The following is a 14078-nucleotide window of genomic DNA, read 5'->3' on the forward strand; positions in this document are numbered from 1 at the left end:
ACAAGTGGTTCCGCCTTGTCCCGTCAATTTCTCGACGTTCCACCGCAACCGTTGACGAATCCGGCAGATTTGCGCGATGGTCGGGCCGCCATGGCGTCGCTTTTTGAATCCCGTTACCTCACTCGCAACATTTTGATCGGCATGGCACTGGGGGCGGCGATCGGCACGGCGCTGAACCTGACCGGAACCACGGTGGCGGAGCCCGGGTTTTTGGCGGGCACTTTGTTTCCGCTCGGCGGAGATATTTTTGTGCGTTTGCTGCGGGTGCTGGTGGTGCCGTTGGTGCTGTTGTCACTCATGTGCGGCACGGCGGCGCTGGACGATGTGCGCAAGCTCGGGCGCATCGGACTGAAGACTCTCGCGTTTTACCTCGGCACGACCGCCATTGCCATTGCGATTGCCATCGGTCTCTCGGTGCTGATCCAGCCGGGCGCAGGGTTTGAACTCAACTACGAGGCCGACTTTGCGGCGAGTGAAAGCCCGCCGCTGGCCGAGGTGATTCTCAACATTTTCCCGAGCAATCCGTTTCAGGCCATGGTCGAGGGCAACATGCTGCAGGTGATCGTTTTTGCCATCATGTTTGGCGTGGCGATGTGTCTGTGCGGCGAGCCGGGCCAACGGGTGCTGGCCATCGCCAACGATCTCAATGACGTGGTGATGAAGTTGGTCATGCTATTGATGCTGGCGGCGCCGTTCGGGGTGTTCGCGCTGGTGGCCAAGACCTTCGCGATCGAAGGCTTCTCGGCGATTCTTGGATTGGCCCAATACTTCTTCCTCGTGCTGCTCGCGCTCGCGGTGCACGCGTTTTTCACCTATGGCTTGATCCTCAAGGTGTTCACCGGATTGAGCGTGAAGCGCTTCTTTAAACAGATGCGCAGCGTGCAGCTCTTCGCGTTTTCCACCGCCAGCAGTAACGCGACGTTGCCGCTCAATTTGGAGAACGCGGAACATAATCTCGGGGTCAAACCGTCGATTGCCTCGTTTACGATTCCACTCGGCGCGACCCTCAACATGGACGGCACCGCCATCATGCAGGGCGTCGCCACCGTGTTCATCTCGGAGGCACTGGGCATTGATATCGGGGTGCAGGGCTACCTGATGGTCATCCTTACGGCGACGCTCTCGTCGATCGGCACCGCCGGCGTGCCCGGAGTGGGGCTGATCATGCTGGCCATGGTCTTCGATCAAGTCGGATTGCCCGTCGCGGCCATCGGCGTGATTTACGGCGTGGACCGCCTGCTCGATATGGCTCGCACCGCGGTCAATGTGACCGGTGACGCCGTCGTTTCGACCATCGTGGCTCAATCCGAAGGTGAGTTCGACCAGAGCATTTTCGATTCGGAGGAACCCGTGCTGAAGCACGCCAAGTGATCCCGCCGCGAAGCGGAAGGAGGCGGAATAAGCGCACGAGAACGATTGCGCTGTGCGCGAGAGCTGCGAAAACGAGTTTGCGCCCAGCCGCGGAATGCGCGTAGGTCCGGCGTTTAGTCAATGAACTCAATTTCCAACGAGCTGTTGGTCCTGCTGCTTCTGCTGCTGACCAATGGCATTCTTGCAATGGCCGAGGCGGCATTGATCGCGGCCCGCAAATCCCGCTTGCGAGAGCTGGCGGAAGGAGGCGACAAACGCGCGGCCCTCGCGCTGGCTGAGGCCTCTGAGCCCGCGCGCTTCCTCTCCACCGTGCAAGTCGGCATTACCTTGGTGGCCGTGATCGCGGGCGCGTTTGGCGGCGGGTCATTCGCGGACCATATCGGAGAGTTACTCGCGAACATCTCTTGGTTGGAACCGTATTCCCGACCGTTGTCGCTGGGTATCGTGGTGGTGGGGATCACCTTGGCGTCGGTGGTGCTCGGGGAGCTGGTGCCCAAACGTATCGCCCTGCTCAAACCTGAGCTGTTTGCCATGTTTTTGGTGCGTCCCGTGCGCAACCTCTCCCGCATCGTCGCGCCGGCGGTGCATTTGCTCACCTGGCTCACCGAGTTGGTGCTGCGTCCCTTTGGGTTGCACAACGCTCCCCAGGAAGCACCCGTCACCGAGGAAGAGGTCAATACGCTCGTCGAGCAGGGCATGACCGAGGGCGTCTTCAACGAGTCCGAACGCGACATGGTGGCCGGAGTGCTCGAGCTCGATGAGATGCCGATCGCCTACCTCATGACCCCGCGGCCCAAGCTCGTGTTTCTCGATATTGCCGAGCCCGACGAGACCAACTGGCGCAAGGTCGTCGCCAGCGGCCATTCCCATTTTCCGGTCGTGCATGGCAACCGCGAGCAAGTCATCGGCATGGTTTCGGTGAAGGCGATTTGGGCGAACAATGCGTTTGGCGTGCCGACGCAATTACGCCACTTGGTCACGCCGCCCTTGGTGGTGCCCGAGACCATGGTGAGCAGCCAGGTGCTCGAGCAGTTCAAGTTGACCGGCAAACACATCGCTCTGGTCAATGACGAGTTCGGCTCGGTGGCCGGGGTGGTCACGCTTTACGATGTGCTCGAGGCCATCGTCGGTGACATTCCGGAATCGGGTCGTCATGACGAACCCGAGGCCAAGCAACGCACCGATGGCTCCTGGCTTATCGATGCGACCTACGACATCGACGAGTTCAAGGAACTCACGGGGCTCGCCACGCTGCCCCATGAAGACGAAACCGAGTTTCAAACCGTCGGTGGTTTTGTGATGACCCACTTCGGTCGCATTCCGGGAACGGGAGAATCCTTCGAGCACGACGGTTGGCGCTTCGAGGTCGTCGACATGGACCGCCATCGTCTCGACAAATTGTTGGTCGCCCAGGTCCCGAAAGCGGAGACCGACGAGGAGGAAGACGACGGCGAAGAGCAAGTGGCGGGGTGATGGCGCACGAGGAAAGGTTCCCGCTCTTTCTCTTTCTGCGTCATTACAGAATGGGCGTGAATGATGGCTCGATGCCGCGCGAACGAGGGATAACGAGAAAGAGAAAGAATAAAGAACCAGCGTAACCGCCAAACTGGCGCGCCTACCAGCCTGCGCCGACCCAGGTGGTCCTGGTCTTGATCCGCACCAGCGAGTCGTCGGCGGTGAGGAAAACGTCGTTCCCGTCGGGGCCGCCGAAGGCGACATTGGCCGTGCCCCGACCGGTTAACAGGGAGCCGAGTAGTTTGCCCTTAGGATTGAGAATCACCAGACCGCCGGGACCGGTGGCCCAAACGTAGCCGTCGACGTCGACCTTGAGGCCGTCGAAGCCCCCGCGGCGACCTTGTTTGATCAACGGAGTGCCGTCGAAGAAGACACGCTTTTCACCGGCCCGATGGCCGTTGGCATCGAGCGGGATGGCCAGCACGTAGGGCTCGGCTCCATCCGAGCTGCCGATGTAGAGTGTGCGCTCGTCTGGCGATAGCCCAATGCCGTTGGGGCGGCTGATCGTGCCTTCGATGAGCGCCACTTGGCCGCTGGGGGCGATGCGATACACGCCTTGAATGGCGAGTTCTTTGCCGACTTTTTGATCGGTCAAACCGTAGGGCGGATCGGTGAAGTAGATGTTGCCGTGACGATCGCGCACGAGGTCGTTGGGGCTGTTGAAGCGCTTGCCCTCGAACCGACCGGCGAGGGTGGAAAACGTGTGGCCGTCGGCATTGAGGCGGGCGACGCGACGGTCGCCGTGTTGGCACAGCACGAGGTGGCCCCCGGCATCGAACATCAGCCCGTTGGCCCCTTCCTCGTAAGGCGCTTCGCTCATCAAGCCCGTGTAGCCCGAGGGATGCAGATGGATCGCCACGCCTTGGGCGGCGGTCCAGCGGTAGGCGATGTTCTCCGGCACATCGGTGAAGAGCAACTGTTGGCCCTTGGGGTCCCAGACGGGGCCTTCCGCCCATTCAAAGCCGGTGGCGAGCAACTCCATTTTCGCGGCCGGGGCGAGACGACTGTCGAGGCCGGCATCGACCCGCTCCACCGTGCCGAACTCCGGGTAGGCTCCCGGTTTTTCGGAATCGATGTGGCCGAGGGCGAATGGGGCGGCTAAGGTGAATGCAACGCTGGAACCTGCCAGCAGACGGCGGAAAGGAATCGAAATCATGGCGTGGGGTGCTGGGGCAGTGGAAAGGCGTGGGGGCGATTGCGCGAGTGAAGTCGAAATAATCGTTAACGATGCGCCGCACGTGTCCTCCGGTTGCACGAGCGGGCGTTTCGGTCAGGCCCCGAAGCGGTCAGGACAAAGGAACGTCGGTTCCTTTGCGCCTGACCGCGGACGGCGGAGCGGCGCTTAATTCAGCACGGTAAACTGCCCGCTTCCATCGATGGTCAACGTGACGTTGCCGTGGTCGAAACTGGTCGGGCATTGCCACATGACATACGGACCGCCGCCGCTTTTGGGCGCTTTTTGCACCTGGAGTTGCCCGTCGTCGGTGAGCACCATGGTGAGCTCGGTCATGATATCGTAGTAGGTGTTGGGGGTGGTATCGCTGTCCGTGTTTTTGTTTTGGTAGAACAGATTGCCCGACGACCACAGCGGGTTGCCTTGGCTGGAAATGGCCGTAAGGGTGCCGTCGAAGGTGAACATCAGGATCGCGGTGAAATCTGTCGCGCAGACAATCCCTCCGCGCTGCAACAACGGCTGGGCATTGCTGGTTTTGAACCAGCGGTCGGCGGCCTGTTTGGTTTGGGTGATTTCGTCGGCGTGAATGTTTTTGGGGAACTGCTGCTGGACGTAGTTGAGCCAGGATTGGATCGAGAACGACGCGCTCAGCAGCGACGGGAGCGAAATGTTGAAGCGCTGGGCCAGGAACGCGTTCCAGTCGACGAGGAACGTGACTTGAGTGCCCCACAGGCTGGGCCAAATCCCGTCGATGTTGAGCTGACCACCATCGACATCGCCTTTGTATTTATCGGGCAGCGGCTCGGAGGTTGCGGTGAAGTTGTAAAGGGAGTCGAAGAAGTTGTTGTCGTGGTGGCAATTGGAGACCGAGCTGTAGTATTTGTCGATTTGAGTCTGCGCCTGGCTGATGGCGTTCATGACGCTGTTGGCGGCCTTGTTCACATTGTCCGCCAATTCATTAGCGAAGAGGTTCAGGGTCTTGTCGTCGTCGTTGTGTTGCAGATATTTCACATACAATGAGGCCGTGGCCATGTAGACGCTCATCGTGTTGATGAAATAGGACATGCTGTATTGCATGAACGTGGGATAGGTGGTGTCGCCCCCGATATTCACCATGAAGAACTGAACGGCTTGATTGAGGTCCGAGGTGGCCGTCTCCATGGTCGTCACCACTGATTCTTGGAATGCGCTGGAGGAGAACGCATTAACAAGCGCGTCGTTGTTGGTGAAGTAGCCGCAGTTTTTCAGGTAGACGTTTTGGGCGTTCACCGTGGCCATTTCCCGGCGAATGTCGGAGTTGTTCACCACGGAGTTAATTTCCTCCTCCAGTTTATTGAGAATATCATCGGAGGGAGTGGAGCTGGTTCCGAACAGATTGAAGGCGGCTTCGATGACCTTCAGGACTTTTTCGGCCACGACGATTTCACTAAAGCCGACCAGCGCCCCGATATTCAGGGCGAAGCCACCGTAGTTTTCTATGATCTTTTCGATCTGATCTTGATTGGACATGACAAGCGGGATTGATGAGTTTTTTCAGTTGATATTTTTGGGAATGAATACTGCCCCCGAGCGTAGCATCGGGATCCGTTGGGAGTGCGAAATTGACCCGATAAAAGGGACGTGAAGGTTCGGTTTTTAGCATAAGATTTTGGTATGGTCCCGCCTGGTGGCGCGGGCGAATTATCCCGGTGGGACGCTCATCGATTGACCCGCGGGGCTGTGAACAACCTGTCGGCAAGGTGGAAAAACTCCCGGCAACTTCCGTTTGCCAATCGGACGGGTTGGGCAAAGTTTCTGCCATCTGATCAACCGACCATGAGCCGCGACGAAACATGCAAGACCCCTTCACCGGACAATCCACCTGCATCCAAGGCGGGCGGCTCCCGTCCGCCGAAGATTGGCGCGCGCTTCAACACGATCACGGGCGACGACTGGAAGCGCTCGCTCGCTTCCGCACGGCTGCGGCGGCAGTCGGCATCGGAACGTATCCGGACGATGACCTCGTCCTCTGGGACGCCGACGAAGTAGGCCTGCTGGCCCTGGCCGATCCTTTGTGGAGGGAACTCGATGCGGCCGCGGCCGCCTTTCGAGCGACGTTTCCCTTGGTCGAACTCGAGGACTTTGGTTTTCCCGAGGATGTGGAGGATCTGCTGGGGGAGTGCAGTCCCCGGCTGCGGCCGATCAGCAGCGGCGTCGAAGCGACCGCGTTTGAAGCCGAGGACAAGTCGATCTACAAGTTCTTCATGCCGCGCGACGACGGCCACATTGGCGGGACGTTCAGCTTTGAGCGCGGTGACGAAGTGGCGCTGCAAGCGGATGCCTCGGACGGCACCTATCAAGCCATGTTGGAGAAGTTCGACCTCATCATGCGGCTTGGCGGCATGCCCACGGAGGTCATCGGGGTGACCAAACGCGAAGGCGTGCTCATCACCAAGCAAACGCTGGGTGGGTTGCTCGATGAAGGGGCGGATACGTCGGGCGTGCAGCCCCGGGATTTGATCCCCTTGCCTTCGCGTTTCCTGCGTGCCCACCGCGACCATCCGCGACTTTATTTTGTCGAAGACACGCCGTGGCTGGTGGCGGATTTACACAGCAAAAATCTGGTGCGCGCGCAGGACGGGCAACTCCGGGCAATCGACTTGCTCGCCGCCCCCTTGCCCCTGGACTTGGTCGCGCGCGAGCCGCTGCTCGACGATTGGTTGCGCCGCGTGCGCGCAGACCCGACTGCCGACGTGCTGCATCACGTGAGCGACGACGAGCTGTGATGCTGTTGGCATCAATCAACCGGACTTTACACGAAGGCCGAGAAGATCGCCAAGAAACGCGTCTCCAGAGCTTTGCGAACTTGGTGTTCTTGATGTGAAATGGATTCGCTGCGCGACGTCGGATGACGTGCCTGATGGAGCGGTGAACTGGGTGGAATCGCGCGCAAGCGCGCTACATTGCAGTGCGTCAGCGGTAGGAGCGCGCTTGCGCGCGATTGCCATGGCCGGCATGTTGGGCTCAAGCCCCCATGACCACCCCTTCATCTCAAACTGTTCTCATCACCGGAGCCGGCAGCGGTGTGGGTCGCGCCGTCGCGATTCGATTTGCCGCGGCGAGTTGGAATGTGGTGCTTGTTGGCCGCCGCGCGGAGGCGTTGCAGGAAACCGCAGAGCTGGGCGGCGGCAACTGCGTCACGCATGTCTGCGACATCGGCGATGAGGCCCAAGTGCAGGGACTGGCGGCAACGTTCTCGTCAGTCGGCGTCGATGCCGTGGTAAATTGCGCGGGCACCAACGTGTCTCCGCGCAGTTGGGCAGGCGTGAGCAGCGAGGATTACCACGCCGTGTTGGCGACGAATCTGCATGGTCCGTTTTACTTGGCGAAGGTCTTCATGCCGGCGCTACGAGCGAGTCTTGGGACAGTTGTAAACATCAATTCCGATGCGGGAATCATCGGCAGCGAAAAGGCCGGCGTGCCTTACGTGACCTCGAAATTTGGCCTGCGCGGGCTCACGCAATCGATCAATGCCGAGGAACGCCGGCATGGCGTGCGCGCGGTTTCGATTTCGCCGGGCGACATTAACACGCCGTTGCTGGACCGCCGTCCCGTGCCGCCGTCCGCCGAGATCCGGGCGAAGATGTTGCAAGCCGAGGATGTGGCCGAAGCGGTGTGGTTTGCGGTGACGCTGCCCGGTCGAGCGTTGGTGGAAGAGATCGTCATCCGCCCGACGGAAGCAACGACCTGAGGTCATCATCGCGCTGGACCTCACGCTGCGACCACGCACGCTTGGTTTAACCCGATGAGTGAGTTGCTGATCCTCTTCGCAATCTGGCTTTGGATGCTGTTGGCAGTGTCGTTGCATGAGTGGTCGCACTGGGCGGTGGCCAAAATCGTCGGGCTGGAGCCCACGCATTTGAACGTGGGCCAGGGACCTGTGTGGTGGCGCGGTCACCTTGGACTGACGAAGGTGACCATGCATTGGTGGCCGTTCTCAGGGTTGGTCCTGGCCCGGTGGTCTTCGGAAGCAGGACTGCGTTGGCGTGGCACGACCTTCGCGCTTGCGGGTCCGGCGTGCGATGCGGTGCTTTTCGGCGTTTTGGGTCTGATTTTTACACAACAATCGGCAAATCACTTCATGTCCGAAGTCCGTGCGACCCTGATTATCCTGATGTGGCTTCAAGGCGGAATGTGGGTTACCAGTCTGTTGCCGCGTATGGTCTCCTCGGAGGAGTATGTGTTGGGGTCCGATGGCAAACAGGCGTGGGATTTCGTGACCGGCAACATGCCGACGGCCCAGGTTGCCGGCGGGATCAATTATCAGCGAGAGGTGGCCCGCTACGACCCTGCGTTTGATGTCACCGGATCGTGGTTACACGAGGCTGATGAAACAATCCGCCAGGACTACGAAGTGGGCCTGGGCGAGCTGATCGCGGACGACCCAGCGAGTGGGTTGGCCAAACTGAAACGTGTGCTGGCCGCAGGCCCCATTGGCGGGGCGGAACGCGCGGCCTTGCTCGACCAGATGGCGTCCTACGTCGCGATGCATCGAAAGATGGAGTTCCTGACCGACGCCGTGGAGTGGGCGCGTGAAGCGGTGGCTTTGCAGCCGGAAGCGCCGACCTTGCGCGGCACGTTGGGCGGGCTGTTGATCGATTCCGGTCAGCTCGATGACGGCATGAGGTTGTTGCTGCCGCTCACCGCTGAATCGTCCGACCAGATGGATCGATCGATCGCGTTCGCTTACCTGGCGTTGGCCTACTCTCGCAGTGGCGACCGGCGACGAGCGCACGATGCCTTGAATGCGAGCTTCGAACTCAACGCGTCGCATGGCATGGCGGAGCGCATTGCCCAAGAGATGAGGGCGTAGACCTGCGCTGGGGCGATTCGAACCGCGGTTCACCACACCCGGCTCGCGGGTTTGGATTCGAGGGTGGTTTCGGCGTCGTCGGGGAGGTCGGCGAGGAAGTCGAGGCCGGTGCGGTATTCGATGTCGTCGATCGTGGTGACGTAGAAATCGAGGGAGATGCCGTCGACCGGTTCGGACGGAAAGAGAAACGCCTGGGCGCGCACCCGGCCGTCACTTTCGTCGATGATGATCATGTAGCACGCTTCGGGGATGGCTGGTCGGGCGCGACCTCGGCCGGGCAGGCGGGCGGGTTTGGCACCGAAAACGGGTCCGGCCAGCACCCAGACTTCGCCAAAGCGAGCGGGGTAGCTGGTGGCGATTTTCATTTCGAGCTGCTTCCAGAGGCCGGCGTTGAGGCCGTGCTTTTGCGGGATGACGTTGCTCATCAAAAACGTCTCCAGTTGAGCGGCGTCGCCGTAACGCGTGGCGATGCCGTAGTTGGGAGCGAGGTGACCGCGGTCGTAGCCGGTGTGGGTGAAGTCATCACTCGTGACGCGGGCAATGGTGCGTTCATCGACGTTGAACTTGTCCGGGCGCTCGCCGGCGTCGGGCAGCGGGGAAAGGTCGGTGAGGCGATAGGCGGCCCAGAGGGGCGAGGCGAGTGAATCAGCGTAGCCGACGAGGTAGCCGGTATTGGTGAGCAGGCGCCCGGCGGGAGTCGCATCGGGCCCACGCGGCACGCCGGCGAAGAGGTGCGTGCGATCGCCCGGGGCCGGCGGGGTGGTGACGTAATCGGGGCTGTAGTAGAGCTGGTAAAGATCCCACGCGACATCGAGCGGGGCGACGTGCTTGTCCCGGGCGAAGGCGTTGCCCACGAGCAGTCGCACCTCGGCCTGACGGACGGGAGGTTGGAGCAGGAACCAGACGCCGCCGACCGCGAGCACGATCACGTTGAGCCATAGCACGAACTTCGTGCGGCGAAATGAACGCGGGATCTTTGAGCGGGAGGATTTGGTCGAGCGACGGGCCATGCGGATGGGAACGTGGTGGGATTGCGAAGGGCGGCCAATGCCCAAAAAAAAGACGCCCTGTTGAGGGCGTCGAAGTAGCTGAATCGGTCTTTACACGAAGGCCGCAGAGTTCGCCAAGAAGTAAACCCCAATCGCTTTGCGAGCTTTGCGTTCTTGGTGTGAATACAACTGCTCCCGGGCTTTGGATTGAGGCTTGGTCGCTTACTTCGCGAGGAAGCCGAGGATGTCGTTGGCTTGCTCGGTGGTGCTGCCTTTGTGGTCGGCGTAGACGACCTTGCCCTCGTGCACGAGGAAGGCGGAGCGGCTGGCCATCATCATGCCATTCGAGCCGAAGGCCTTGGCGACGGATTTGTCGGTGTCGGCGATGAGGGTGAAGGGGAGCTGATACTTGTCTTTGAACGCCGACTGATTCTCCACCGTGTCGTAGCTCACGCCGATGACGGCGACGCCTTGGGCGGTGAGGTCCTCGTAGGAGTCGCGCAGCGAGCAGCCTTGTTTGGTGCAACCGGGGGTGTCGGCTTTCGGGTAAAAATAGACGAGCGTGTAGGCGTGGCCGGCGTAGACCTCGGCGAGATCGATCGACGCGCCGGTGTCGGTGGTGGCGGTAAGCGTGGGTGCGGTAGCACCGACTTCGAGTTGAGCGGCAGAGCCGAAGTTGAGCATGGCGAAGAAGAGCGCAAAGAGCGCGAGGTTGCGATGTTTCATGGCGAGGGTAAGCCGTCACGATGCGCGGTGGTGGTTGATTTCGCAAGCCACCGTCAGCCTGCTGTTTTTCTAACCACAGATGAACACAGATGGCTTCGCTACCGCTACGCGATGAAGCTTGGCCGAAGAATTGTCTGATCTGTGTTAATCTGTGTCCATCTGTGGTTAAAAAACAGCGTTGGAGTGGGAATGGTTACTCGACGCCGGTGACATCCATGTCGGCGGGGTGCTCGATGCTGAATTTGTAGGTCAGCGTGCGGGTCGCCCCGGGGGCGAGGGAGCCGGTCCAGGTGAGGATGCCTTCGTCGTCGCGGGTGTAGGCTTTGGTTTCCTTGGCGCTGCTGAGGTCGCGCTCGGCGGGCTCGATGAGCTTCACGATGATTTTCTCGTGACGGCTGACGGGCAGGGGCTCGGCCAACGCGATCGAAATCGGGATCGTCTTGTGGTTGGTGACCTCGGTTTTGATTTCGTAGGTCGTGCGTAGTCCGCTGTTGGTGAAGCCGGTTTTTTCCACGAAGCGGTTGATCAAGGTGCGTTCGATGGCGACCGCTTCGTCGACGCCGAGCGCGAGTTCGAACGCTTCGCCGGGCATCGTTTGCTTGAGGTGGCTGTTGGTAATGAACGCGCCGTCGACGAACGCGGCGAGCGTGCCGCCGAGCAGCGGGAACGCAGAATCGTTGGTGACCTTGGCAGTGAGGAAGGCGGACGGCACGTATTTGGGCGTGGTGTCGTAGCGCAGACCGGCGGGCAGGGTGATCGTGGTGACGGTGACCTTTTGCATGGTGCCGTCGGTGGGAATCGAGGCGGGCGCGGCGATTTTAAACGTCGCGGCGGTGAGGCCGGTTTCGACGGTCGCTTGCGCGACGGCCATGTCGGCCATAGGGGCCTCGTATCTCGCTCCTGCGAGAGTGGTTTTCTCCATCCGCACGGAGTCGCTCAGCGCCTGCGTCGTCATGACGTTCGGGTTCCGATACCGCTGCTCCTCCACGATCCACGGCGTCGGCTCGGGAGCAGCACCGCCGGCGGAGGGTCGAGCGGTGGAGAGGGTGAGAGCGACGTTGGTCCAGGCTTCGCCGGTGCGGTTGATGACTTGCGCTTGGTAGTCGAAGGCGACCGAACGGGCGGTGGAATCGAGGCGGGCGCTGTAAACGGGTGTCCATTGCGCGCCGGGCACCGTGTAGCTGAGGTGGAGCTGGCCGACGCCGGAAGTGGGAGAACTGAGGCGGACGGTGACCTCTTTGACCGCGCGACGACCGGGTTGGCGACCGCGGGCTTCGTTGAGTTGGTTTTCGGCGGCGGCGATGCGATTGCGCAGGGCTTCGCGGCGTTGATTGAGTTCCTGCTGCGCGGCGTTGATGCGCTGGGTGTTCTCGCGGGAAAAGGCCAACAACTTACTCCAATTGTCGAAGTCGACTTGAGCAGCATCGCCCTCGGTGGGCGGGGTCGTGGTGGCGGTCACGATGCGTTCGAGCACATAGTGGTCGTATTCGAGCGCCTTGGCCTCATCGGCGAGACTGGCGTCCTCGGCGCGAAGCGTCTTGAGTTTGTCTTCGAGCGATCGAATTTCCGGATTCGGCGTGGCGTCGACAAAGAGATTGCGCGACTGCACGTCGACGATGCTCGTGCCGTCGGGGCCGGAGCCACGCACTTGCAGGGAATTGTCCCAGAGATTGGCGGGCAGCCCGGAGAGGACGATGGTCGATTCGCCCGCGCCAAGTTCAATCCCGGCCGTGCGAGCGACAAGGGCGCGGTCCGGGTAAACAGTCACGGCGCGGATGGTGGAGTCCGTCGCGCCCACCAGTGGGGAGAGGGAAGCAAGAATGGCGAAGATGGCCGCGAAAGCGAAAAAGGGACGAAGCGAAGTTTTCATGGAATCAGTGTGTCATGGGACAACGAACGGCGATGAGAGTTCTTAGTGAATCGCCGGGCCTAGCTCCCTCCGCGGGATGTGCATCAGGCGGTCGCTCGTTGCTGCGACAGGTGGGCGAGCATGAGGGTGAAGAAACACAGCACGAGGTTCTCCAGGGGAAGTTGGAGCGGCAGCGGCAAGGCGTAGATGATCGCAACGGTGGGCAACCAGATGCCGATGTTCGCGATCATGATGGGCAGTAATTTTTCGTAAAACCAACCGCGCGACCGGAACTGCGCCCAAACCTGCCGGATGTTGAAATGGGTTTCCACCCACTGGTAGCCGAGCCACATGCCGGGAGCGGCCAGCAGCGGTGCGTAGACGAATTGATCGAGCACCACTTTCTGGGCGATCGTGCTGATGGAGTTGTCGTAACCGACGAAGTGCGCGAGCCCCGTGTAGAGCCAGTGCATCTCCCAGCCCTTGTAGGCCCAGAACAGCGCCAGCCCGAAGCCTTGCTTCACGTTGTAACGATGGCGTGTGGCGGGCACGAAACGCAGATAGATCCACGGGATGATCGCGCCGAACAAGGCGGTCGAGGCCATGCTGTAACTCACGCCCAGCCGGTCGCGCCACACCGTCCATCGGGCCAACGCCTCGGTCACGCTCGGCACGAAGTAGTAGCCCAGCACCAACGCGAGGGCGAAGGCCTGGAGCACGAGTCCCGGCACCAGGTTGGCGCGGGCGCCTTGGATGCCGGCTCGCCACGGCGCGACGGGTTGTGACGTGGTCGACATGAGCGAGTGACTGTGCGGTGGCGCGAAATCGATCGCCAGCGCTTTAAGCGCGGGAGGCAAAATAGGGGCGAATCAACGCCGGTCGAGACGCGCTCGCTTGGCGGTCCGCGCCGTTACCGGGTGAGGGTGGCCAGCCAATTGATGGCGGGGGAGTTGGTGGACGGGCGATCGGTATGCCAGGCGTCGAGACGCGCGAGCTGTGTCGGCTCCAGAGCGGTGCGAAGCTCCGCGATTAAAATGGTTTCGGTCCGGGCGAGGGCGGTCTCGGCGGCGGCGAGTTCGCGGAAACGTCGCGAGGCACTGGCGTCGGACGCGGTGATTCGTTGGAGGGCGAAGCGAGCGGATTCGACCTCATCGGATTGCGCGCGCCAGGGGTCGTTCATGTCCCGGGCGATGTGGCGCAGGTCGGAAACTTGATCAGGTGTCAGCTCAAGGCGTTGGCTCAACCAGGCTTGGGCGATACGGCTGATCGTCGAAGAAGCGTCGGATGCGGACGCGGCGACGAGCATCAGGGGTTGTCGGTCGGCTTGGTCCACCACGCGAAGCACTTCGGGGGTGTGCGCGCCCAAGAAAACGACGGTGAGAAAAATAGTCAGATTGCGTTTCAGTCGTTTCATGGTGTCTCCCCTACAACGACACGACTGAAGGATTTCTTTCGCAAAAACACCCTGGGGTTGATGCCCTACGCGATCCCGAACCGCGGCGCATTTCGTGGGTGAGCGAGCGTATTTGACCCGAAAACGCCCACCGCCACAGAGGGGCGGTGGGCGTTGGGCCGGCAAGTTTTCGGCCGGTGGGACGGTTG

General features: G+C 61.2%; 12 protein-coding genes. 5 read left to right on the forward strand and 7 right to left on the reverse strand.

Features of this window, described 5'->3' with window-relative positions:
* Positions 1-15 precede the first annotated feature (15 nt).
* Positions 16-1371, forward strand: coding sequence for a dicarboxylate/amino acid:cation symporter (locus PXH66_RS21075; protein WP_330931886.1), 1356 nt, complete (start codon positions 16-18; stop codon positions 1369-1371).
* Between the two features lie 120 nt (positions 1372-1491).
* Positions 1492-2844 (forward strand): hemolysin family protein, encoded by a 1353-nt coding sequence (locus tag PXH66_RS21080; RefSeq protein WP_330931885.1) that lies wholly within the window; start codon positions 1492-1494, stop codon positions 2842-2844.
* Positions 2845-2986: 142 nt separating this feature from the next.
* On the opposite strand, the gene PXH66_RS21085 is transcribed toward PXH66_RS21080, so the two are convergent.
* Both PXH66_RS21085 and PXH66_RS21090 read right to left on the reverse strand, forming a co-directional pair.
* Complete coding sequence (locus tag PXH66_RS21085) at positions 2987-4042, reverse strand: SMP-30/gluconolactonase/LRE family protein (protein ID WP_330931884.1); 1056 nt, start codon at positions 4040-4042, stop codon at positions 2987-2989.
* Positions 4043-4228: 186 nt separating this feature from the next.
* Positions 4229-5569, reverse strand: a complete 1341-nt coding sequence (locus PXH66_RS21090; RefSeq protein WP_330931883.1) for a hypothetical protein — start codon at positions 5567-5569, stop codon at positions 4229-4231.
* Between the two features lie 323 nt (positions 5570-5892).
* Between PXH66_RS21090 and PXH66_RS21095 the strand changes: the two genes are divergently transcribed.
* The 3 genes from PXH66_RS21095 (at position 5893) to PXH66_RS21105 (ending at position 8912) form a co-directional block, all read left to right on the forward strand.
* Positions 5893-6825: a hypothetical protein gene (locus tag PXH66_RS21095; protein ID WP_330931882.1), complete on the forward strand. Its 933-nt coding sequence runs from the start codon at positions 5893-5895 to the stop codon at positions 6823-6825.
* A gap of 248 nt (positions 6826-7073) precedes the next feature.
* Positions 7074-7790, forward strand: a complete 717-nt coding sequence (locus PXH66_RS21100; RefSeq protein ID WP_330931881.1) for an SDR family oxidoreductase — start codon at positions 7074-7076, stop codon at positions 7788-7790.
* A 54-nt stretch (positions 7791-7844) separates the two neighbouring features.
* Positions 7845-8912 carry a tetratricopeptide repeat protein gene (locus tag PXH66_RS21105; RefSeq protein ID WP_330931880.1) on the forward strand — a complete coding sequence of 356 codons (1068 nt, stop codon included), beginning with the start codon at positions 7845-7847 and terminating at the stop codon, positions 8910-8912.
* A gap of 29 nt (positions 8913-8941) precedes the next feature.
* On the opposite strand, the gene PXH66_RS21110 is transcribed toward PXH66_RS21105, so the two are convergent.
* The 5 genes from PXH66_RS21110 to PXH66_RS21130 form a co-directional block, all read right to left on the reverse strand.
* Complete coding sequence (locus tag PXH66_RS21110; RefSeq protein WP_330931879.1) at positions 8942-9922, reverse strand: DNA/RNA non-specific endonuclease; 981 nt, start codon at positions 9920-9922, stop codon at positions 8942-8944.
* Positions 9923-10123: 201 nt separating this feature from the next.
* Positions 10124-10627, reverse strand: coding sequence for a peroxiredoxin (locus tag PXH66_RS21115; RefSeq protein WP_330931878.1), 504 nt, complete (start codon positions 10625-10627; stop codon positions 10124-10126).
* 193 nt (positions 10628-10820) lie between these two features.
* On the reverse strand, positions 10821-12497 hold the full coding sequence (locus PXH66_RS21120) for a mucoidy inhibitor MuiA family protein (RefSeq protein WP_330931877.1): 1677 nt from the start codon (positions 12495-12497) through the stop codon (positions 10821-10823).
* A gap of 83 nt (positions 12498-12580) precedes the next feature.
* Positions 12581-13273, reverse strand: coding sequence for a hypothetical protein (locus PXH66_RS21125; RefSeq protein ID WP_330932139.1), 693 nt, complete (start codon positions 13271-13273; stop codon positions 12581-12583).
* A gap of 113 nt (positions 13274-13386) precedes the next feature.
* On the reverse strand, positions 13387-13890 hold the full coding sequence (locus PXH66_RS21130) for a hypothetical protein (RefSeq protein ID WP_330931875.1): 504 nt from the start codon (positions 13888-13890) through the stop codon (positions 13387-13389).
* Positions 13891-14078: the final 188 nt, after the last annotated feature.

Source organism: Synoicihabitans lomoniglobus, assembly GCF_029023725.1.
In the GTDB taxonomy this organism is placed as follows: Bacteria; Verrucomicrobiota; Verrucomicrobiia; order Opitutales; family Opitutaceae; genus Actomonas; species Actomonas lomonigloba.

Bases quoted from the DNA above. Each gene is read 5' to 3' on its own strand.
- PXH66_RS21080 (WP_330931885.1), top strand. From the start codon at position 1,492: ATGAACTCAATTTCCAACGAGCTGTTGGTCCTGCTGCTTCTGCTGCTG.
- PXH66_RS21085 (WP_330931884.1), bottom strand. From the start codon at position 4,042: ATGATTTCGATTCCTTTCCGCCGTCTGCTGGCAGGTTCCAGCGTTGCA.
- PXH66_RS21090 (WP_330931883.1), bottom strand. From the start codon at position 5,569: ATGTCCAATCAAGATCAGATCGAAAAGATCATAGAAAACTACGGTGGC.
- PXH66_RS21095 (WP_330931882.1), top strand. From the start codon at position 5,893: ATGCAAGACCCCTTCACCGGACAATCCACCTGCATCCAAGGCGGGCGG.
- PXH66_RS21100 (WP_330931881.1), top strand. From the start codon at position 7,074: ATGACCACCCCTTCATCTCAAACTGTTCTCATCACCGGAGCCGGCAGC.
- PXH66_RS21105 (WP_330931880.1), top strand. From the start codon at position 7,845: ATGAGTGAGTTGCTGATCCTCTTCGCAATCTGGCTTTGGATGCTGTTG.
- PXH66_RS21110 (WP_330931879.1), bottom strand. From the start codon at position 9,922: ATGGCCCGTCGCTCGACCAAATCCTCCCGCTCAAAGATCCCGCGTTCA.
- PXH66_RS21115 (WP_330931878.1), bottom strand. From the start codon at position 10,627: ATGAAACATCGCAACCTCGCGCTCTTTGCGCTCTTCTTCGCCATGCTC.
- PXH66_RS21120 (WP_330931877.1), bottom strand. From the start codon at position 12,497: ATGAAAACTTCGCTTCGTCCCTTTTTCGCTTTCGCGGCCATCTTCGCC.
- PXH66_RS21125 (WP_330932139.1), bottom strand. From the start codon at position 13,273: ATGTCGACCACGTCACAACCCGTCGCGCCGTGGCGAGCCGGCATCCAA.
- PXH66_RS21130 (WP_330931875.1), bottom strand. From the start codon at position 13,890: ATGAAACGACTGAAACGCAATCTGACTATTTTTCTCACCGTCGTTTTC.